Origin of the sequence: Prevotella dentasini JCM 15908 (assembly GCF_000614065.1) — a bacterium.
GTDB lineage: Bacteria > Bacteroidota > Bacteroidia > Bacteroidales > Bacteroidaceae > Prevotella > Prevotella dentasini.
Genome location: NZ_BAKG01000015.1, coordinates 68,554 through 88,866, shown reverse-complemented (window position 1 = coordinate 88,866; position 20,313 = coordinate 68,554). Strand labels below are relative to the sequence as shown.

Below are 20,313 nucleotides of genomic sequence, written 5' to 3'. Positions count from 1 at the left end.
AATTTCTAACCGTATATAAATTTTCCGCTAACCGCTTCCCCGTAAATTTCTAACCGTATATAAATTTTCCGCTAACCGTATATAAATTTTCCGCTAACCGTATATAAATTTTCCGCTAACCGCATACAAATTTTCCGCCCTCCAAACGGCCTTCCGAAACGGACGGAAGCAAGGGCTGTCGCACTTGGACGGTTCAGAATTTCCAGCTGATTCCGAACAGCACTTCGCGCCCCCGCAGGGGCTTGCTGAAGTAGCCGTAGTTGAGTACGCTCACCGATGTGTTGACGTATTCGCGCTGGTCGAGCAGGTTGACGGCACGAAGCGAGAAGCCGAGCCGCCTGCCCGGGGTGTATTCCGCGGAGACGTCGACGAAGGAGTTGTGCCTGTAGACGCTTGGCTGATTTCGGAAAGGTGATAATCCAACGAGGCGGTGAGGGCGAGGTGGGCGACGGGATAGAGCGACAGGCTGAGGTCGGTGTAGAGGCTCTTCATGCGGGTTTCGGGCCGGTGGGCGTACCAGCCGACGTTGCCCGTGGCCGAACAGGAGAGGTTCATCCACGAGAGGGCGGCATAGATGAAGTCTGCCGTCAGCGAGAGGGCGTTGGAGCGGAAGGTCTGCACCGTGCCGTTCTGTGCCGTTAGCAGTTCCATGCTGTTGTAGCTGAGCGACGTCTTGAGGCTGACGCCCTTTGCGAACGCCTTTTGCAGGCTCGTCTGCACGAAGAGCGAACGCTGCCGGTTGTCCTCCCAGACGGGCAGGCGGAGCGTGGCTTCGGGCGTGTAGGAGTAGGCGAAGTAGTGGTCTCTCTTGTCCCACGAGGCGTTGGCAAGGAAGTACCACGTCATCAGGTGCAGGATGCTCTGGTACGACAGCGAGAGGGTCGTGCTCCACCGCTTCGTCCATCCCGTCCGGTCGGCGGTGGTGTGGAGCGTGCGGTAGTTGGAGTAGTAGCTCTCGTTCAGTAGCGGCTCGTCTGCGGCCGTTTCCTTATAGGCTGCTCCCAGTTGCAGTATGAGGAAGGCGTTGGGGCGGTAGTTCCAGCTGACGGAGGGCGAGAGGTAGACGCGGTCGGCGTTGCTGTCGGGTTTCCACGGTATGCGGACGGAGGCGAAGCTGACGGGCAGGGCTATCGACAGGCTGCTGCGGCCCTTGTTGAGCTGATAGTTGGGGCGCAGCGTGTGGATGAAGAGCGAGTTTGCCGTTTCGTTGGCTGAGAGGAAATAGTCTTCGCGCAGGTATTCGTTGGAGTATTCCAGCCCGAGCATGTTGCGGAGAAGGGAGAAGCTCGTCCCTACGCTGTGCTCGGCCAGCAGCTGCCGGTGGCGGAGGTGCCGGACGAAAGGCGCGCGGAGCTGCTCGTGGTCGTCGTAGTAGCGGACGAGGGAATGGAGCGAGACGACCTTGCTGCCGGTGTTGACTATCATTTGCAGATGGTTCTGAATGTAGTCGGGGCGGCGTGTCAGGGCGTTGTCGGCCGGTCTGCCGTTGCTCTGCATGCGGTTGTCGGCAGTGGTCTTGCTGACGGAGGCTTTCAGTTCGTCTTCCAGATAAATCTTGTTGGCGTTCAGCTCATACTTCACGGTGGGCAGCATCGTGTGCGAACGCTTGGTGAGTCGGTTGGTCTCCGAGAGGCGGAAGGTGGTTGTGCCTCCGAACTCGTTGTAGGTGCTGTCCCTGTCGGTCTCCCGGTCGTTAATATAGGAAAGGTTGACGACGAGCGAGGAATATCTTGACAGGGCGAAAAGGTGGTTCGCCCCGATGCTGTAGGAGCGGTTGTCGGTGTGTCGCTTCGCTTTCAGCGGAAGCAGGCGCAGGGTAATGTCGTCGAGCATCCCCATCGGTACGAGGTGCGTGCTGCGGAGGGAGGCCATGTCGAAATGGTCGGGCGAGAAGCCGGACAGCCGCCTGCCCGTGCTGTTGGTCTCGGTGGTTATGAGCGTCTGGTTCTTGGCGGCAATGTTGAGCAGCGTCAGCCTGCCGTCCCACGCGAACGGGCGGAATCCGCCTGCACTGACGGCCGCCTCGCCGAACGGCTTTGTCTTGTAGTCGCGCTTGAGCTTGATGTTGAGCGTAGTCTTGTCGGAAAAGATCTTGTCCTTCAACGCCCGCACGTGCTGGTCGTTCTCCATCACCTGCACCGTGGCGACCGCCTCTACGGGCATGTTCTGCGTTGCCTGATTGTATCTGCCCCCCAAGAGGTTCTGTCCCTCTATCTGAAAGCCGCCGATGGCCTTGCCCTGATAGCGGATGGTACCGTTCTCCAACACCTCAAGGCCGGGCATCTTCTTGATGACATCTTCGAGATGTTTGTCGTTCTTGCCCACGAACGAGGCGACGTTGTAGTCGAGCGTGTCTTTCCGCCTTATGATGGCAGGGGCTTTCACGATGACGTCGGGCAGGGCGTGGGCGGCACGTTCCATTCTTATCTTCATCTTCTCGGTCAGCTGCGCCTTGTCGATGCGCTGGCTCTCGTAGCCCATGCAGGAGAAGATGGCGGCATCTGCCTTGGGCGGCAGGGGCAGGGCGAACGAACCGTCGTTGCCGGCAATGCAGTAGCTTAGCAGCGAGTCGGTTTGCGTAACCAGCTTGCAGGTGGTGCGTGGCAGGGGCTTGCCCGTTTCGGCTACTACTACCTGTCCTGCCATCCTTTGTGCGCAGGCAATGGTGGCGAGGTTCAGCAGCACGGATATGAAGAGAAATCGTTTCGGCATAGCATGCGATTATATATATAATGTATAGGGGCAGAGGCCTCGTCTGCTGCCGGATTTATTCCAACTCTATGGGGTTGTAGGGTTCTGAACTTCTATCCAGTTTTTGCATTGTCCCTGCATCTATTTTCATAATGGGGTCTTGCAACATTATGTCTGTAGGGCGATTATATATTTTTTGAATGGTAGCCCTTATCTTTTCCCGGGTGTCCTTGTAGAATAAAGTTGTTTGTGTGAAATAGATAGGAGCTAAGTAGGGTAGATTGTCTTCCAAGCCGTTTAGCGTAAAGACATAGTTGTCTTTCCTGTCTTTGATAATGGCAATTAGGCCCGGTAGTCCATAGAACAAGTATGGGCCAAAGGGAAGGGAAATGTCCTTCAGATACCAAGCTATATAATCTCTACCCCTGTATTTACAGGTAGCTTTACCGCATTTTAGTCCATTGATAAGTGTATCCTTATTTATAAGATGCCAATCTATGATAGGCAGTTTCTCTTCATATTCGTAATACCGGGCCTCTACTTGTTCGCGCTTGATAACGATATTGTTACGTAAATCGCAGATGTTCCATTGTTTATACTTCTTCTGTCCCCAAAGATTAAAAAGTTTAGATGTCGCTTCTAATTGTCCTTTTTTTTCCTTGTCAACTGCTTGGGCTATTGAGTCGGACATGAACAAATAATAGTCTGTAAACAATGTATACCTATCCCCCAACAACAATATTGTTTGTGCCTCTGTCTTGTCTTCTTGGGTCGAATCTTTTTTGAACTCTAATTTATAATATACTTTAATGAGCGCAGTGTCCAAAGTGGTCATTTGGGGGGCAAAAGGCATGTTCCCTTGATTGGGGTTGTTGAAAGACGGAGATTGTGAATAGGCACGAATGAAATATGCTAATAATATAATCAAGGTAAAAGTTGCTTTTCTCATATAGCTATAAAAATCAGAAAGTTGATGCATATTACTTATCGTTCTTTATCTCCTCCTTTGGCATTTGCTGCATAAGCCACGTTCCGCGGTTGAGGCTGTTCAGTCTGGGCAGTTCTGTCCGTGAGGAAGCAGACGGACGGCGATGGGGCTTCGCACCGGAGGCAATTTCCTTGCGGAGGGCAGAGGCTTCTGCAAAATCGCTCCACCTTTTTAATATATATGACAACTGCTGCTGTGCCTCCTTGAGATTGCCGCTTGCGTAGAGGCAATAGGCGCGGTTGAACCAATACTCCCTGTTGTCGGGATTGATTTCGAGCGCATGCGTATAGGCCACGATGGCGCTGTCGTACTTCTCTTCCCGGATACACGTCATGCCGTAAAGCTCGAATATGTCGGGGATATAAGGCTGCAAGGCGAGGGCTTTGCTGCAATCGGCATCTGCTCCCTTGTAGTCTTCCAAATGGTATTTGGACAGAGCCATCAGGTACCACGCTTCGTAGAGCTGCGGTTTGAGGGCGGTGATGCGCGAGAAAATCTCCATCGCGGCTACATAATAGCCTTGGTCGAGCGACCGCCGTCCCTCCTCCATCAATCTCTTGATGTTGTATTGGGCGGAGGCAGGCATCGTCAGTGCCATCAGCAAAGCTGTCAGGAGGCTGCGCATTTTGTACGGGTGAGAGGGTGGGGAGAGATTGGGAAGTTAAGGAAGTTGGAGGGAGGTGAAGGACTTGTGAGAGATAAAATACAGAATCAATGCTGCTGCAGAACAGAATGTAGAGACAGACGCCCTGTCTGTCCGCTTTGGTGTCTTCGGACGGACGAGGGCGTCTGTCCCTACATCTTGTCAGCTTTATCGCTTTGCAACCTTCACCCTGTAGGCACACTTGAACCGCCCTGTCAGGAGAGCTTTCAGCTTGCCTTTTATCATCTGTTTGCGGAAAGGCGAGAGATGGTCTGTGAACACCTTGCCGTCAATATGGTCGAACTCATGCTGCATGACGCGCGCCAAGTAGCCTTCCACCCATTCGTCGTGCTCCTGCAAGTTCTCGTCGAGATACTTCACGTGGATGCGTGTCGGACGGGTAACGTTCTCGTGAATACCCGGCAGTGAGAGACAGCCTTCTTCGGATGTGTCGGTTTCCGTGTCGTCAAACTCAAGGATATGTGCGTTGATAAAGGCGTGCTTGAAGCCCTTGTATTCCGGCAACTGGTCGGAAATGACATCCAAGTCGATGATGACGACCCGGATGGGCTTGCCTATCTGTGGGGCGGCCAAGCCTATGCCATCGCTGGCGGTGTTGGTCTCGAACATGTCCTGTATCAGTTCCTGCAGGCCGGGATAGTCGGTAGGAATATCCTCGGCCACCTTGCGAAGCACAGGCTGTCCGTAAGTGTATATTGGTAATACCATTCTTTGTTCTTTACTGTTTGTTTTTTGTCGGGGCTAATAGAGCCGGATTGGGTCTAAAGTCCCTTCGACCGCATGTAATCCTGAAGGATGATGGTGGCCGAAATTTCATCGACAAGTCCCTTGTCTTCCCGCCGCATCTTCTTCTTCACGCCTCCTGCCAATATTGCCTGATGGGCTATGACGGAAGTAAACCGTTCGTCGAAATAGTCGATGGGAATCGATGGCACGGTCTTGCGCCATCGGTTGACAAACTGCTCTACCGTGCAAGATTTTCGCTTGGCTGTCCGTTGAGCCGGGTAGGGCGGCCAATGACTATCTGCTCCACTTGCTCACGGGCTATATACTGCTTCAGGTAGTTGTCCAGTTCGGACGTAGGAATAGTTACCAACCCGTTGGCAATAATCTTCAACGGGTCGGTAACTGCCAGTCCTGTTCGTTTCTTTCCGTAGTCTATTGACAGAATCCTGCCCATGCCTACTTTGCGAGCAGCCAAGCGTCAGGATACTGTGAGCGGAGCTGGTTGCGGCTCTGTACGGCAGAAGCCTTGCTGTCGAAGGTTGTGGCTACGACACGATACATGTTGTTGCCAGCGTTGTAGGCTATCTGTGCGTTGTAGCCGGCATTGTTCAGACGCTGCTGCAGGCCCTCTGCATTGGCTTTCACGCCGAAAGAGCCAACAACGACGCTGTAGCTCTGCAAGCCTGCGCCATTCACAACGGATACGTTCTCGCGGCGTACAGCCTCGTTGTCGTAGTTGTCAACGACGCGCGTCTCTGTAACGGGCTGTGTCTCAACAGGTGCCACAACGGGGACATCCGTGCTCTCGTTGCTGGTCGTATTCTCGTTATAGCCCGTGCGTTCCTGTGCCTTTGCTTTCTCGTAAGCCTTTTTGTAAGCACTCTCGCTCGACTTGCAGCTTGTGAAAGACAAAGCAACACATACTGCTGCGCCTAAAACCATCAGTTTCTTCATAATCTTGTTTACAGTTTTATTGATTATACCTAAATTATCGTTTTATCTGCGAAGATACAAAATAAGAAGGAAATGATAAGATATAACGGCTCTAAACTTTGTTAAATAAAAGATTTACAATTAATTTAACACAAAAAAGTATAGTAAACGATTGCCGTACGCGAAACTTTTGCTATATTTGCGAATGATAATACGAATCAGTATCTATAAATATTAATAAATTAGGATTATGAAGACATTAGGTTACATTGGCGCATTCCTTGGCGGTGCTATCGCTGGCGCAGCTCTCGGCCTTCTTATGGCACCGGAGAAGGGAACAGACACACGTACAAAGATTTCTGACGCTGTTGACGATTTCTGCAAGAAGCATGACATCAAACTCAGCCGCAAGGAAACCGACGAGTTTGTAGAAGACATCAAGGACGCAGCTGTTGATACGCTCTAAGCGAAGTAGATGTTCTCTAACGACAACAACGTTGAAACCATAGCACGACTCATAGAAGTGCTGAAACATTACATCGGGCTTCAGAAAGAATACGTGAAGCTCGATGTAATAGAGAAAGTTGTCCGCCTGCTGACAGCCATTGCCGTTGTGGGCGTGTTCGTTGTTCTCCTTTTCATTGCGCTTATCTATCTTTCCTTCGGTGCGGTCTACATTCTGCAAACGCTTGTAGGCTCTTTGGTAGGTGCATTTTTTATCGTGGGATTCTTCTATCTGTTCCTGCTCATTATTTTCATCGTATTCCGCCATCGCCTTGTGGAGCGTCCGCTTGTAAGGTTCTTGGCGCGTCTTTTAATGTCCCGATAGTTTATGGCAAACAATATATCCAATGAGCCGATTTACCATACGCTCAGCGAAATAAGATTGCGCAAGGCACAGCTGTTGAACGATATAACCAAGGACAGCAACAAGATGACCGCATTATGGAATGGGGTGTTCCATAAGCCGAAAGAAAATGCTACGCCCACCCAGCGTTTCTCGGGAATGATGAGTACGGGAGCCGGAGTGCTTGACGGGCTTATCCTCGGATGGAAGCTGTATAGGAAATTTGGTGGGGGCAAGGATTTTAAGCTGTTTGGGAGAAAGAAGAAATAAAAAAGGACTACCGCTGTAGTCCCAACCTTTTGTTAACCTTAAATCTAATACCATGAAAAACACACTGCAAATTTACGATATAAAGTAAGATTTTCCAAATAAGGCTATCTAAACAGGTGGGTTTTATAACTTATCTTCTATAGATTTAAGTTATTTTTGCCACAATGTAATGCTTTTGTGCATAAGCATTAATAACCTCTGCGCCATGTTTTTAGCGATATTTTGCTGTGTTCCGAGAGCCTTTTCGGTCTGATTTCTGTCGGTGTTTTTGAGACTATGGCAGAACGGGAGACGATACTGGCAGCCTTTAGACAGCTGTCCGGGTTGGGTGTAGACTTGTCTATGAATGTGTAGAAAAGAGTCTGCCGTGTGCCGGGTAGGATTGCCGGATGCGATGAAAGTGCCACTTTCGGTCAGCGAAAGGGACTTGCCTGTAAGGTCAAAGTGCCCGTTTCATCCGATGAAACGGGCACTTTCGTTTGTTGTGTCTGTATCTGTTTGTTTTCCAAGTATTTACGGACAGAACTTAAGATGTCATGAAGAACTCCCTACTAATATGTTCTTCGCCTATGATATGCTCGCTCTTCTTGTCTACGGGTGTATTTTCTGTATGGTTTCTGTACTGACAAGAAAATGCTTCCGCACGAAAAGGACATTAGAAAAACTTATTGCAAAGTGTATCGAAGAACTTGATTTCCCAGAAAGGTGCATCGTTGTTGTTTCCCACCCACGTGATGATGACATTCTTTGCCTGATTGATGTAGATAACCTGATGGCCAAGTCCCAGAGCATAGAACGAAGGATTGGCGGCATTGTCGTCGTAGTATTGGTGATACCAATTGTAGTGATAGCCCTTGTTCTCTTTGGTCGGGACGAGCGAGTTGTCAATCCATTGCTCGCTGACTATCCGCCTGCCATTCCACAATCCGCGGTTCAGGTATAGCCGGCCGATTTTGGCAAGGTCGTAGACATTGGTTGCCATTCCTCCGAAGCCGTGGGCGTGGTGGTGCCGGCGGCTGTCGATAGTAATCAGGCATCGTGTTCCATTCCCAAAGGTTGCCATATCTTTTCTGTCATATATTCTGCGTATGTCTTCCCTGTTGCATGCTCAATAATCCAACTGAGCAAGGCAGCAGTCAGACTATTATATTCGTATTTCTCACCGGGCTGATTCTTGAACTTGATGTGGCGGAATAGCTTTGTGAAATCACTGCCGTACTGCAGCCGTGCTATCTTGAAAATCTTGGTGGCATCCTTGAGGGAGAGCGAGTAATGTTCGTCGAAACTAAATCCGGCCTGCATATTGAGCAAGTGGATAATACGCAACTTGCTAAATGTAGGGTTGTATTGTGCCAGTTCGGGCAGATAGTCGGTAACGGAATCGTCCACGCTCCTGATGTAGCCCTCGTCCACGGCAATTCCGCACAGCAGGCTTGTGAGAGACTTGGTAACGGAGAACACCGTGGAGTTTTCACCGGGATAATAAGGTTCAACCCATTGATCGTAGACTATGCTGTCGTTGTGGACGATGAGCAGCTGGCAATCTTTGCCGAACCATTTCGCTATTAGCGAGTCAAGTCTGCCCTCTCCGTGTTTTCCGTACTTCAGATGTTGGCTGCCCTTTATCCACCTGCCGGATGAGGCAGGCGGAAAGTGAAAGGTATCCGTTCCCTTAAATATCGTGTCGCGGTCGAGTTTTTTGTATTCGTACATATCGGGGCCGGATGGGCCGTCGAGCGAAAGACCGCGCAGCACGCTGCAGCTATTAAGCAGTGAGGCGGCCATGAAGACGATGATAAGTGTAACGTTCTTTTTCTTCATATCTCTTTATTTGTACAGGAGAACAATGTCATACGCTTATTCGCAGTCCGTCGTAGGCAAAGTGGACGCCTTCGGGCAGACGTGCCTCAGCTTCGTTGTGCAACCCGATATTGTGGGTCAGGTGGGTTAGGTAAGTTTGTTTTGCTCCAATGCAGCGGCTGAAATCAATAGCGTCCTGAATGAGTTGGTGGGAATGGTGGGGCTTTTGCCATCTGAGAGCATTGACGACTAAGGTTTCCACCCCTTTGAGATAGGGAAGTTCTGAGTCGGCAATGGTTTTCATGTCGGTAATATAAGCGAACCTGCCGAAGCGGAAGCCAAGGATGGGCAACGTATCGTGCATGACTTCAATCGGCAAGACGTCCACACTGCCTACTCGGAACGGATGATGCGGTGTAACCGTGTGGAGATTCAGCTTGGGGACACCGGGATAAAGCTCATCCGTAAAACAATAGGGAAAGTTGTGGCGCAAGCCTCGGCAGGTATGCTCGTTGGAAAATACATCAATGTCGCCGAGCTTGCAATAAGGGCGTACATCGTCTATCCCACCCACATGATCGTAGTGGATGTGTGTCAGTAAGATTGCGTCTATCTTCTTGAATGGAAGTGGAAGTATCTGCTGCCGGAAGTCAGGTCCGCAGTCTATCAGAATACGGGTGTCGGAGGTTTCCAACAAGAGAGAGGTGCGCAAGCGTTTGTCGTGTGGGTCGCTGCTCCGGCATACCTCACAGTCGCAGCCGATGACGGGGACGCCGCTGGACGTGCCTGTACCGAGGAACAAGGCTTCTCCCAACCCCTCTGAAGGGAGGGGAGTCCTGACAGGGTGTTCGCTATTTGTATCTTCGTGTTGGTTCAAAGTTTCTGTTGTTTATTGAATTAAATGCCCCTGTTCGATTATTTCTTTAACCTGATGTTCTGATTATTTTATAACAAGGCTGTTTTATTTCTATCTGTGTATAGCGATGAGCGTTCCGGCAGATGCTTTGCCTTTATTTTTCTGATGGTGGAGCTTTCTTTCAGGCACTTTCTCTTTCTTGGGAGGGGCGGTGGAAAGGTCTTTATTTCAGATTTACTTCCGGGTGTATTTCTATTCCGAACTTCTCCTTCACGTCTCGCTGAATGGTTTCGCAAAGGCGAACAACCTCTGTGCCTGTAGCTCCGCCAAGGTTGACCAACACCAAGGCCTGCTTCTCGTAGACACCTGCACGTCCCAAGGCCTTGCCCTTCCATCCGCACTGGTCTATCATCCATCCGGCAGGAATCTTCTCGTGCCCGGCATCAATGGTATAGTGAGGCATGTTTCCGTATTCTGCCGCCAAGGCTTCATATTTGGCACGGGAGACTATGGGATTCATGAAGAAGCTGCCGGCATTGCCCGTCTCTTTCGGGTCGGGGAGCTTGGCATTGCGTATGTCAATGATGGTCTGGCGGAGCTGGACTGCCGTCGGCTGATCTATGCCCCGTTGTGCCAAGGCTGCACGGATATTGCCATAGTCGAGTTGTGGCTGATAGGTCTTGGAGAGGCGATAGGTAACTGAGGTAATGAGGAACTTGTCGCGCCAGTCGTGCTTGAAGCGGCTTTGGCGATAGCTGTATTGACATTCCTCGTTTGTGAAATGGTGTACTTTGCCCGTGGCTATCTCTACGGCTTCTACGTCCTCTATCAGGTCTTTGGCCTCTGCTCCGTATGCCCCAATGTTCTGTACGGCACTGGCACCGCACTCCCCGGGAATGATGGACAGATTCTCTGCTCCATACAGGTTGTGGCTGATGCAGAAGTCAACGAAGTCGTCCCATACGTAACCTGAACCACAACGCACACGCTCGTCATCGAGTTGTTCAATGTAAGAGATGCCCGAATGAAGCACCGTGCCGTTATAGTCGCCCGTCAGCAGCAGATTGCTTCCGGCTCCGAGAAGCAGCAGTGGACGGTCTTCCTCTGTCAGAGAGCATACCAACTGCTGCGCTTCTTCTACGGATTCATACTCTACAAAACGTCTGCATCGTGCATCAATGCCGAATGTGTTGTGCTTTAACAGGCTATAGTCGTGATATGCTCTCATTTTTTTGTATTGCTGTTTTCTGCTGTTCTGTTTTATTTCCAAGAGGAATATATGACAAAGAAAAAGCAGACCGCGCGTCAGCACGGGTCTGCTTCTCTTTTAGTTTAGTATGCGTTTATCTTCACCAACTGCCAATTTTTGCCATTGCGACGGAAGACGAGTTGCGTTTCCATGCCGTTGGAAAGTCCGCGGAAGGTGAGAATCTTCTTGTTGCTTTCGGTATAAGGCTGCCCGTAGAGAATATTGTAAATCATGTCGCTCGGTATCTCGGGGAGAAATGTCATCCATTCTGATGCAGGAATGGTCGTGTTGATAGTCGTCGTCTCCTCACCGTTGGGATCAGGCCCGGAGTAGGGAAGTGGGTCTTTGATATATCCTCTGCCGTCGCTGGCAAAGAACTTGGGCAGGAACGCATAGAATGACGAGTTATAGCTGTCGTTGAATGATACGTGGCGAATCTGACTCAGCAGCCATTTCCCTTCCTGATGGTCGAACCAATATTGCTCTACAAGTCCTTGCTTCAGGTGAATCTTCTCAACGATAACGCTGTCAATGTCGGTAGATTTTGCGGCTTCAAGCTGTTTTGCATTGTCGAAGATAAGCGTGTAATAGCCCTGTCGGCGGAAGAAATGGTCGGTCTTCCACTGCTCACGCTTCATCTGCAAGGTCTTGTCTCCCATAACCACGGGCAGGGGGAACTTGATACGACTGCGTTGCAGCTTCTTGTTGGCGATGAAATTGAAGAAGAAATCATCAAACAGCTGGTCGGCTGCCTTGGGCATCGGGGTTTCTGCAATGACCTCGGTGGCGGAGTCAACCGTGTCGGCTGTATCAATCATTGCCGTAGAGTCAATACTCGGGCTGTCAGTTGCTTCCGCTTTCTTGTTGGAACACCCCGTGGTAACAGCTACCATTGCCATACAAGCAAACACTACAAGTAAAAATGCTTTTCTCATATTCTTGTTTTATCGTCTCAAATCTGGTGCAAATGTACGATATTTATTTCTAATAAGATAGTAAAACGGTAAATTTATCTTGGGGTAATTTCTCCGTTCCGATTATAAATCGTACCTTTGCAGGAAAATAATCAAGCAGTATGTTATTAGACAAGATAGAAGAACTTCTCAAGGAAGTGAGCACGCTTACGGCAAAGAGTGCCGACGACGTAGAACAGCTTCGTCTGAAATATCTCAGCAAGAAGGGTGAAATAAATGCGCTGATGGGTGAATTCCGCAATGTGGCGGCCGACCAGAAAAAGGCTGTCGGAATGAAAATCAACGAGCTTAAGCAGAGTGCACAGGAGAAAATCAACCAGCTCAAAGAGCAGCTTGGTACGAACGAGGCACAGAGCGACGACATTGACCTGACCCGCACAGCTTATCCCATAGGTCTTGGAACACGCCATCCGCTCACGCTTGTCAAGAACGAAATCATCAATATCTTCGGTCGCATGGGCTTCACGCTCTATCAGGGACCGGAGATTGACGACGACCAGCATGTCTTTACAATGCTGAACTTCGCTGCTGACCATCCTGCACGCGACATGCAAGATACTTTCTTCATTGAACGCAGCAGCACGATGGATGTTACGAAAAACGTGCTTCTTCGCAGCCATACTTCAAACGATGAGGCTCACTATATGTCAACCCATGAGCCGCCTATCCGGGTGCTTTGTCCGGGGCGTGTCTACCGCAATGAGGCTATTTCGGCACGCGCCCACTGCTTCTTCCATCAGGTAGAAGGGCTCTACGTTGACAAGAATGTCAGTTTCACTGACCTTAAGCAGGTTCTGCTCACGTTCGCCCGTGAAATGTTTGGTGCCGACACGAAAATCCGTCTGCGCCCGAGCTATTTCCCGTTCACAGAACCAAGTGCTGAAATGGACATCAGCTGCAATATCTGTGGCGGAGAGGGTTGTGGATTCTGTAAGCATACCGGCTGGGTGGAGATTCTTGGCTGTGGAATGGTAGACCCACACGACCTTGAAGCCTGTGGGATTGACCCTAATGTTTATACGGGTTACGCTTTCGGTATGGGTGTTGAGCGTATTGCCAACCTTAAATATCGTGTGAGCGACCTCCGGCTTTTCTCCGAGAATGATACAAGGTTCCTGAAAGAGTTTGAGGGTGCATAAATGTCTATTTTCCATCCCGGAGTGGGAGGTAAAGTATAGAATACAAGCATAAAAGGTAAGAAATTGTAGAGACAATTTCTTACCTTTTCGTATAAAGGGCAGTATTAATCCTCTTATTTCAGACTGACGCATCTATGGATTTCCATCCAGATATCAATAGATGCTTATCGTCTGTTTGTATGTGTGCTTATACCATCTGTCTTATATACTCCTTTCGTGTTCTTGTTCCCAAACAACCAGATGCCGGGGCAAGGTTATGATTTTCAGACGTTGATACCAGACGCGAGTGGGATTGGAGAGTAATTTCTTACGATGGCTGCTGATGACGTAGTAGCTGGCCGCATACTCATCCATGATGTCGCAGAAGGCTTTCTTGATGCGTGAGCATTTCTCATTGATGGCATTGTCAAGCGGATTGACAAGATGGTCAATGCTCTCTTCTATCTTTTCGTTGTCGGAGAGGCGAGCCGTCTTGTAGTAAAGTTGCAGAAGTTCTTGCCGGTGGTCTGCCAACCGTTTCAGCTCTATCCCCTCCGGATGGTTCAGGAAGAATAGGTAGACAGCCTTGTGGACAGGTGTCAGTTCTACTTCCTTGTTGATGGCTGGAAGCAGAAAACGGTAGTCGGACGTGATGACGAGGGGCGACAGCCTGCCTTTTGCCACTTCTATGCGGAGTTCTTCTATGACGGAAGAGCCGCCGACAGCTTGCAGCAGAAGGTCGTAGCGGCCTAAGCCTATCAGCCGCCGGCTTGCCCTGTGTACAATGTCAGCCAATTGTTCGGGCGTTTGCGTGATGTTCTCTGCCATGGCTTATTCCTCCCCTTCCTGCATCATCTCGTTGGCAAGCTGCCGCATACGGATTTTTAACCGTTCTATGAAAGATGGGCGCATTGACTGCTGTTCTTCATTGCTGTACGAATCGGTCGGAGCGACTTCGACGGCAGGTTCGGGAATAGTCGTCGGTTCAACGATAAACTCCGGTTCCGTGGGGATTGGCTCCGTCTGCATTGGCTCCTCTGTGGGGTGTTTGTTTTGTTCTGGTGATAGGGGCTGTTTTCTGACAGGCCTATATAGCTGCTTGATAATTTCGTTGTAATAATCGGTTGTGTCTTCAGGTGCCTCTCGTTCTAAATTCACCGATTTGTTGTCAAGTCCTGTGGCAAGAATGGTAACTTTGGCATCTTCTCCCAAAGAGTCGTCATTGCTTGTTCCCCATATAACCTCAATGTTTGGGTCGAGCGTATCCATAAAGACATCAATCTCGTTCATTTCCTCCACGAAGAGTGGTTTGTCGTTGCTCGTGTAGATATTGAAGAGGATGCGCTGTGCCTGACTGATGTCGCCGCCGTAGAGCAGGGGAGAGTCAAGTGCATTGACAATGGCATTCTCTACACGCCGTTCGCCCTTGGCACGCCCCATCGCCATGATGGCACCACCTCCACCTCGCAGCGTATTCTCCACGTCGCGGAAGTCAAGGTTGATGTCGCCCTCCACGGTTATCAGCTCGGAGATGCTTTTCGTGGCATTGAGAAGAATATTGTCAGCACGCCTGAAAGCCTCCTTGACAGGAATTTGCGAATCGCTGTACACATCGCAGAGACGTTCGTTGTTGATAATCAGCAAGGCGTCCACATTCTTGCGCATTTGCTCTACGCCCTTGATGGCCTTGATTATTTTCTTTTTCTTCTCGAAGTAAAAAGGAATTGTAACAATACCGATAGTCAGGATGCCCATTGCCTTAGCAACCCCAGCAACGACTGGCCCTGCGCCGGTTCCTGTTCCACCACCCATTCCTGCTGTAACGAAGACCATCTGCGTGCCGTCGCTCAGGAGCTGCTTGATGTCTTCGATATTTTGTTCCGCCTCAGCCTTTCCCGTTTCAGGTACGCCTCCTGCCCCGAGACCCTTGCCAAGGAGAATCTTGACAGGGACAATCGAATGTGCCAACGACTGGCTGTCGGTGTTGCAAACCGCAAAGGTTACGTTGTCGATGCCCTCGCTGTACATGTTGTTGACGGCATTACAGCCACCGCCACCCACCCCGATGACCTTGATGATATGCTGACTCTTGTCCTCGGGCAGGTCGAAGTCCAAGGGGACGAATTCTTTTTCCATTTTATGCTTATTTGTTGTTAGGTTTACAAAATTACGAAGAATATTGTTAAAGAGGAAATTTCTGCAAGGCTTGCAGCCTATAAATCTATCTTGCTTGCTCTCAATGGGTCTTTGCAACCAATGGCGGGCGACGGCGTATGGTCTTCTCTGAACATTTGTGGGTAACTGCCAGTTCTGAAATGCTCTGTTTCTCAGTCAGATATTCATTCGTTTATTCATAAGTTTCCAAATGCTGTAAAGGTAATAAATAAAGGATATTTGAAAGGTTTCAGCCTACCAGATTTTCATCACGCCTGAAATCATTTTTCAGACAAAATAGGGCCTGAAAACTCTTTATTACATCCTGTATATCAAGTTTCGGTGTTATTTTTTTGATGATACAAATATTATTCGTATATTTGCGAACAATATAAGTTATGGAAGAAAGAAAAGATTATACAGTGAAGCAAGAGCAGTTAGCAAGGTTTGCCAAAGCCTTGGGACATCCTGCCCGAATTGCTATTCTTCATTTTTTGGCGAAGCAGAAAACATGTTATTTCGGTAACATTCATGAAGAGCTTCCTATTGCCAAAGCTACGGTTTCTCAACATTTGAAGGAATTGAAAGATGCTGGACTAATACAAGGTGAGGTGGAAACTCCGAAGGTGAAATATTGCATCAATATTAATAATTGGATGTTGGCTTGTGAACTTTTCAGGGAGTTTTTCGGAATTTGTATATCTAAGTATGAATGATATTGCAAATAATTCCCTTTTTTAGGATTTATGTTCGTTGTTTTGCGAATACCGTTTAATGTGAAATTAATGTAATTATGGAAATCAAAGTATTAGGAACTGGCTGTGCAAATTGTAAGGCGTTATATGCCGTTGTTGAGAAAATTGTGAAGGAATATGCGTTGGATGCTGTGGTTATAAAAGAAGAAGATTTGATGAAAATCATGGAATATAATGTACTGACTCTGCCGGCTCTTGTTGTCAATGGTAAGGTCGCTGCGAAAGGCAGGCTTTCTGCCAAAGAAGTGAAAGAAATATTAGTTAAGTAAGTCTGTTATATGAAAAGGTTTCTATTATTTCCCATCGCTTGTTTGCTTTCTCTTTCATTGTTTGCTCAAACGAAATCGGAAACCTATGTAGAGGTGCTGTATTTTCATGGCAAACAGCGTTGTGTAAGCTGTAGAGCTATTGAGAAATATGCGAAAGAAGTTGTTTATAAAGATTTGGCAGGATGGGTCAGAAAAGGTAAGGTTCGCTTTAAGGATATAGATATTTCGACACCTTATGGTGAGAAAATTGCAGATAAATATCATGTAAGTTGGTCTTCTCTCTATGTAAACAGATGGAAAAACGGGAAAGAGGTGCGCAATAATATGACCCGTTTGGGTTTTCAATATGCTCGTAATAGGAAAGATGTATTCAAGAGAGCACTGAAACAGAAAATAATGAATTTGATAAAATAATCTTTGTCATGGAGTTTTTGAATTCATTGTTAGATAATAGCGAGATACCTGTTATCACAGCTTTTTTGCTCGGTTTGCTTACTGCCGTAAGCCCTTGTCCGTTGGCTACAAATATAACAGCCGTCGGATTTATCAGCAAGGATATGGATAGTCGCAGTCAGATATTCAGAAATGGTATCTTATATGCTTTGGGACGCATTTTGGCTTACTCTTCATTGGGAGCAGTTCTTATTGCCATTTTGCGTAAAGGAGCTGACATGTTTGCTATACAGAAAACTATAAACATGTGGGGGGAGTGGCTGCTCGCCCCTGCACTTATAGCAATAGGGCTGTTCATGTTGTTTGGAGACAGGCTGAGATTTATCAGTTTTGGTTTTGTTGCAACTGAAAAGACGGAGAGAATGAGCGGTTCGGTGGGCAGCCTGTTTCTTGGAGTTCTATTTGCCATGGCATTTTGTCCTACAAGCGGATTGTTTTATTTCGGAATGTTGATTCCTATGTCGGCCGCTGAAGGTGAAGGCTATTTGTTGCCGGTAGTATTTGCATTTGCAACGAGTATTCCCGTCATTATTGTTGCTTGGATATTGGCTTATAGTGTAGCAAAGATTGGCAAGTTCTATAACCGCGTGCAAATTTTCCAGAAGTGGCTTAGCACCATTGTCGCCATACTTTTTATTCTCATTGGTGTATATTATCTTTTTCTCAGTTCTGGTATGGTATGAAAGCCATTGTTTTGTTTACATTGGCAGTGAATAAATCGTCAGTAAAGTTTTACAAGTATAAAGATTATAATATATGATACAGAGATTTGCAGACTTCATGGTGTATGAAGTCCTCGGTTTAGGTGCTTCTACTGCTTTCGGGGAATCGGTCAATTTCTTTTTCTATGATACAATAAAGATTTTTATACTGCTATTTTTTATAAGTGCGGTAATGGGTATCATAAATGCCTATTTCCCCATTGAGCGTTTGCGAGAATATCTCACCTCGCGCAAACTATATGGCTTGCAATACTTCTTTGCAGCCTTATTCGGTGCAATAACCCCTTTTTGTTCTTGTTCGTCAATACCGTTGTTTATTGGCTTTGTCAAAGGAGGCATACCATTGGGCGTTACCTTTTCCTATCTTATAACGTCTCCCTTGGTCAACGAGGTTGCCGTTGCCATGTTTCTGGGTACGTTCGGCTTACGCGTTACCGTAATCTATGTCATTAGCGGTATTCTGCTTGGGATGATAGGCGGAATAGTCTTAGGTGGAATGAATTTGGAACCTTATCTGAGCGATTGGGTCAGGCAGATGCAGCTTACTTCCTCATCTGATTCGGCCGTATGGGAGAAGGAGCATACGCCATTCTTCAACCGGTTGCCATTGATATTGAAAGAAGCATGGGCTATTGTCAGAGGAGTTCTCTTTTATATCATTGTAGGTATTGGTATAGGAGCTTTCATGCATGGTTATGTACCCGAAGGATTTTTTGAACAATATATGTCAGAAGACAATTTGCTTGCCGTTCCTTTGTCTGTTGTTTTTGCTGTACCTATGTATTCAAATGCCGCAGGCATAGTACCCATTATCGAGGTTTTTGTAGCCAAAGGTATTCCTGTCGGTACTGCGCTTGCATTTATGATGGCGGTTGTGGGACTGTCTGTTCCAGAAGCCGTTTTGCTAAAGAAAGTCATGAAATGGCGTTTGATATGTATCTTTTTTGGTCTGATTACATCTTTCATAGTGGCATTAGGCTATTTTTATAATGCCGTGCTATGATATGATTCAGACGGATTCATAGTAAAAAGTCGTGTGCCTTATGCCCTTTTTGGCATTGGCGCACGGCTTTATAATTCGTTTGGAATCACGATATTATCCATAGAAGTGTGTAAGTCATCTTTCTATTGTATCTTTTCTCATTTCACTTTTCTTCATTATATCCCAGCATTTGAATTGGTATATTTTTCTTTTGTATACATTCTTCGTTTCCTCCATAGCTTAGATTCCATGTGGAATATGGCGGCCCTTGCCGACGGGATGGCTGTTCTCATGCTGATGGTCCTCCTGTATTTCCTACTCAGCCTTTCAATCCAGTTAGTGGTGTATATGTACCTTTGTATCTCTTTGGGGAAGTTCATATAAGTGAAGCATTCTTTTATTTAGACTTACTTAAGCTATACTCGTAATACTCACCTTATTATCTACTGAGCCGCGAAGTGGCCAAAAAGAAAAGAGCGGTCTCTTTCGAGAACCGCCCTAATGAAAGGAGGAGTGGTACCACCAGGAATCGAACCGGGGACACAAGGATTTTCAGTCCTTTGCTCTACCAACTGAGCTATGGTACCATTCTTTAATGCAATATTTAATTAGCGTTAACGCTATTTCTGAATTGCGAGTGCAAAGGTAGTGTTTTTATTTCGTACTGCAAAATTATCCCCTGTTTTTATTTTTATTTTAACGTCTGTTGGCTTTTTCTTTATCTTTGGGCTGCCATCCCTGCGCAATAAGCTCAAATTCGTTGCCATCACGGGTAATAATGTATTTTCCGAGGGATTCCTTTGTGATGTAGCCTATCTGACGGACGTTTTCCATTTTCTCCAATTTCTCGTGGTCTCCAATGGGTACAGTGAAAAGAAGTTCGTAGTCTTCACCTCCGTTGAGGGCTGCCGTCGTGAGGTTCATGTTAAATTCTTCACATGCCGCAGCTGTCTGATAGTCAATAGGAATTCTGTTCTCGTAGATACGACAACCGCAATTGCTTTCCTTGCAGATATGTTTTAAGTCGCTTGCCAAGCCGTCAGAAATATCTATCATTGCTGTTGGACGTATGCCGGCATTGCGCAGTTGCTGCAACACCTCACCTGCTGCTTCAGGTTTCAGCTGTCGGTCAATGAGATATTCCTTCCCAGAAAAGTCGGGCTGAAAGTCAGCAATGGCTTGGCGTTCATTCTGGAGGGCATCCAGTTTGGCTTTGTCGCCTGTCTGCTGTGCTGCCTTCAATTTTTTGTTAAACTCTTCTACTTGCTGGTAATAAACGACTTTTTCTCTCTCTAAGATTTGAAGGCCCATGTAGGCAGCTCCCAAATCGCCCGAAACACAAATGAGGTCTGTCTCTTTTGCTCCTTTGCGATAGACAATCTCGTTCTTTTCGGCTTCTCCAATGCACGTCAGGTTGATGGCAAGTCCTGTATAGGATGAAGTGGTGTCGCCTCCAACGATATCTATCTGCCATTTGTTACAGGCTGCGCGAAGTCCTTTGTAGAATTGGTCAAGGTCCTCAACCTTAAAGCGCTTGCCCAATCCGATACCCACTAATAGTTGACGGGGAGTCCCGTTCATGGCAAAGATATTGCTGATGGTAGCCATGACGGCCTTGTAAGCCAAGTGTTCCATATCTATATAGGTTAGGTCGAATTGTACGCCTTCCATGAACATTTGCGTAGTAACAAGCGTTTGCTTGCCTTGGCTGTCTATGACGGCTGCATCGTCTCCTACCCCCAAAAAGCTGGAAGTATTGTTGGGAATAATATCTTTGGTGAGCCGGTCTATTAATCCGAACTCTCCGAGGTCTTTAATTTCCATTTTCTGAAAAATGTCATGCCTTTTCAGAGCCACATTTT

General features: G+C 47.7%; 22 protein-coding genes, 1 tRNA gene and 3 pseudogenes. 9 read left to right on the top strand and 17 right to left on the bottom strand.

Features of this window, described 5'->3' with window-relative positions; all coding sequences use genetic code 11:
• Positions 1–270 precede the first annotated feature (270 nt).
• The 6 genes and pseudogenes from JCM15908_RS13275 to JCM15908_RS08675 all read right to left on the bottom strand — a co-directional run bounded on the left by JCM15908_RS13275 (position 271) and on the right by JCM15908_RS08675 (position 6,023).
• A complete protein-coding gene (locus JCM15908_RS13275; RefSeq protein ID WP_234396422.1) occupies positions 271–2,712 on the bottom strand; it encodes a peptidase associated/transthyretin-like domain-containing protein in 2,442 nt (813 codons plus the stop codon).
• A 55-nt stretch (positions 2,713–2,767) separates the two neighbouring features.
• On the bottom strand, positions 2,768–3,640 hold the full coding sequence (locus JCM15908_RS08695; RefSeq protein ID WP_025003048.1) for a GLPGLI family protein: 873 nt from the start codon (positions 3,638–3,640) through the stop codon (positions 2,768–2,770).
• A 31-nt stretch (positions 3,641–3,671) separates the two neighbouring features.
• Positions 3,672–4,304, bottom strand: coding sequence for a tetratricopeptide repeat protein (locus tag JCM15908_RS08690; RefSeq protein WP_025003047.1), 633 nt, complete (start codon positions 4,302–4,304; stop codon positions 3,672–3,674).
• 186 nt (positions 4,305–4,490) lie between these two features.
• Positions 4,491–5,051 carry a peptide deformylase gene (gene def / locus JCM15908_RS08685; RefSeq protein ID WP_025003046.1) on the bottom strand — a complete coding sequence of 187 codons (561 nt, stop codon included), beginning with the start codon at positions 5,049–5,051 and terminating at the stop codon, positions 4,491–4,493.
• Positions 5,052–5,104: 53 nt separating this feature from the next.
• A pseudogene (ruvX, locus tag JCM15908_RS13270) lies at positions 5,105–5,523 on the bottom strand (Holliday junction resolvase RuvX).
• A gap of 2 nt (positions 5,524–5,525) precedes the next feature.
• On the bottom strand, positions 5,526–6,023 hold the full coding sequence (locus JCM15908_RS08675; protein ID WP_025003045.1) for an SPOR domain-containing protein: 498 nt from the start codon (positions 6,021–6,023) through the stop codon (positions 5,526–5,528).
• A gap of 229 nt (positions 6,024–6,252) precedes the next feature.
• Here JCM15908_RS08675 and JCM15908_RS08670 point away from each other — a divergent pair, with 229 nt between their 5' ends.
• From JCM15908_RS08670 to JCM15908_RS08660, 3 genes are read left to right on the top strand one after another with little or no spacing between them, the layout of a single operon-like run.
• The gene (locus JCM15908_RS08670) at positions 6,253–6,468 is read left to right on the top strand and encodes a YtxH domain-containing protein (protein WP_025003044.1); all 216 of its coding nucleotides are present in this window, start codon (positions 6,253–6,255) and stop codon (positions 6,466–6,468) included.
• 9 nt (positions 6,469–6,477) lie between these two features.
• Positions 6,478–6,831: a phage holin family protein gene (locus JCM15908_RS08665; RefSeq protein WP_025003043.1), complete on the top strand. Its 354-nt coding sequence runs from the start codon at positions 6,478–6,480 to the stop codon at positions 6,829–6,831.
• Between the two features lie 3 nt (positions 6,832–6,834).
• Positions 6,835–7,119, top strand: a complete 285-nt coding sequence (locus tag JCM15908_RS08660) for a hypothetical protein (RefSeq protein WP_025003042.1) — start codon at positions 6,835–6,837, stop codon at positions 7,117–7,119.
• A gap of 655 nt (positions 7,120–7,774) precedes the next feature.
• Here the strand turns inward: JCM15908_RS08660 and JCM15908_RS15200 are convergent.
• From JCM15908_RS15200 to JCM15908_RS08640, 5 genes are all read right to left on the bottom strand, one after another.
• Positions 7,775–8,182 (bottom strand): serine hydrolase domain-containing protein, encoded by a 408-nt coding sequence (locus tag JCM15908_RS15200; protein WP_234396421.1) that lies wholly within the window; start codon positions 8,180–8,182, stop codon positions 7,775–7,777.
• Positions 8,149–8,940: a serine hydrolase domain-containing protein gene (locus JCM15908_RS13265; protein WP_234396420.1), complete on the bottom strand. Its 792-nt coding sequence runs from the start codon at positions 8,938–8,940 to the stop codon at positions 8,149–8,151. Before JCM15908_RS13265 ends, JCM15908_RS15200 begins: the two co-directional genes overlap by 34 nt.
• 28 nt (positions 8,941–8,968) lie before the next feature.
• Complete coding sequence (locus JCM15908_RS08650) at positions 8,969–9,733, bottom strand: MBL fold metallo-hydrolase (protein ID WP_234396423.1); 765 nt, start codon at positions 9,731–9,733, stop codon at positions 8,969–8,971.
• A 265-nt stretch (positions 9,734–9,998) separates the two neighbouring features.
• Entirely contained in the window at positions 9,999–11,039 is a 1,041-nt protein-coding gene (gene murB, locus JCM15908_RS08645; protein WP_262498843.1) for a UDP-N-acetylmuramate dehydrogenase, read from the bottom strand.
• Between the two features lie 68 nt (positions 11,040–11,107).
• On the bottom strand, positions 11,108–11,959 hold the full coding sequence (locus JCM15908_RS08640) for a DUF4348 domain-containing protein (RefSeq protein ID WP_025003039.1): 852 nt from the start codon (positions 11,957–11,959) through the stop codon (positions 11,108–11,110).
• A gap of 140 nt (positions 11,960–12,099) precedes the next feature.
• On the opposite strand from JCM15908_RS08640, the gene pheS reads away from it, so the two are divergent.
• Entirely contained in the window at positions 12,100–13,137 is a 1,038-nt protein-coding gene (pheS, locus tag JCM15908_RS08635) for a phenylalanine--tRNA ligase subunit alpha (RefSeq protein ID WP_025003038.1), read from the top strand.
• Between the two features lie 201 nt (positions 13,138–13,338).
• Here the strand turns inward: pheS and JCM15908_RS08630 are convergent, their stop codons facing one another.
• From JCM15908_RS08630 to JCM15908_RS15675, 3 genes and pseudogenes are all read right to left on the bottom strand, one after another.
• Positions 13,339–13,944, bottom strand: coding sequence for a hypothetical protein (locus JCM15908_RS08630; protein ID WP_025003037.1), 606 nt, complete (start codon positions 13,942–13,944; stop codon positions 13,339–13,341).
• Between the two features lie 3 nt (positions 13,945–13,947).
• Entirely contained in the window at positions 13,948–15,252 is a 1,305-nt protein-coding gene (ftsZ, locus tag JCM15908_RS08625) for a cell division protein FtsZ (RefSeq protein ID WP_025003036.1), read from the bottom strand.
• 112 nt (positions 15,253–15,364) lie between these two features.
• Positions 15,365–15,460 (bottom strand): annotated as a pseudogene (locus JCM15908_RS15675) (IS256 family transposase, variant Zn-binding type); the annotation flags it as partial.
• 208 nt (positions 15,461–15,668) lie between these two features.
• Between JCM15908_RS15675 and JCM15908_RS13260 the strand changes: the two are divergent.
• The 5 genes from JCM15908_RS13260 (at position 15,669) to JCM15908_RS08600 (ending at position 18,472) form a co-directional block, all read left to right on the top strand.
• Positions 15,669–15,986: an ArsR/SmtB family transcription factor gene (locus JCM15908_RS13260; protein WP_036893025.1), complete on the top strand. Its 318-nt coding sequence runs from the start codon at positions 15,669–15,671 to the stop codon at positions 15,984–15,986.
• A gap of 77 nt (positions 15,987–16,063) precedes the next feature.
• A complete protein-coding gene (locus tag JCM15908_RS08615) occupies positions 16,064–16,294 on the top strand; it encodes a thioredoxin family protein (RefSeq protein ID WP_025003035.1) in 231 nt (76 codons plus the stop codon).
• Between the two features lie 9 nt (positions 16,295–16,303).
• Positions 16,304–16,708 carry a nitrophenyl compound nitroreductase subunit ArsF family protein gene (locus JCM15908_RS08610; protein ID WP_025003034.1) on the top strand — a complete coding sequence of 135 codons (405 nt, stop codon included), beginning with the start codon at positions 16,304–16,306 and terminating at the stop codon, positions 16,706–16,708.
• Positions 16,709–16,716: 8 nt separating this feature from the next.
• A complete protein-coding gene (locus JCM15908_RS08605; protein WP_025003033.1) occupies positions 16,717–17,430 on the top strand; it encodes an aromatic aminobenezylarsenical efflux permease ArsG family transporter in 714 nt (237 codons plus the stop codon).
• Between the two features lie 73 nt (positions 17,431–17,503).
• A complete protein-coding gene (locus JCM15908_RS08600; protein WP_025003032.1) occupies positions 17,504–18,472 on the top strand; it encodes a permease in 969 nt (322 codons plus the stop codon).
• 114 nt (positions 18,473–18,586) lie between these two features.
• Here the strand turns inward: JCM15908_RS08600 and JCM15908_RS14665 are convergent.
• The 3 genes and pseudogenes from JCM15908_RS14665 to JCM15908_RS08585 form a co-directional block, all read right to left on the bottom strand.
• A pseudogene (locus JCM15908_RS14665) lies at positions 18,587–18,840 on the bottom strand (transposase); the annotation flags it as partial.
• A 125-nt stretch (positions 18,841–18,965) separates the two neighbouring features.
• Positions 18,966–19,038, bottom strand: a tRNA-Phe gene (locus JCM15908_RS08590).
• Positions 19,039–19,147: 109 nt separating this feature from the next.
• On the bottom strand, positions 19,148–20,275 hold the full coding sequence (locus tag JCM15908_RS08585) for a thiamine-phosphate kinase (RefSeq protein ID WP_025003031.1): 1,128 nt from the start codon (positions 20,273–20,275) through the stop codon (positions 19,148–19,150).
• Between the last annotated feature and the right edge of the window lie 38 nt (positions 20,276–20,313).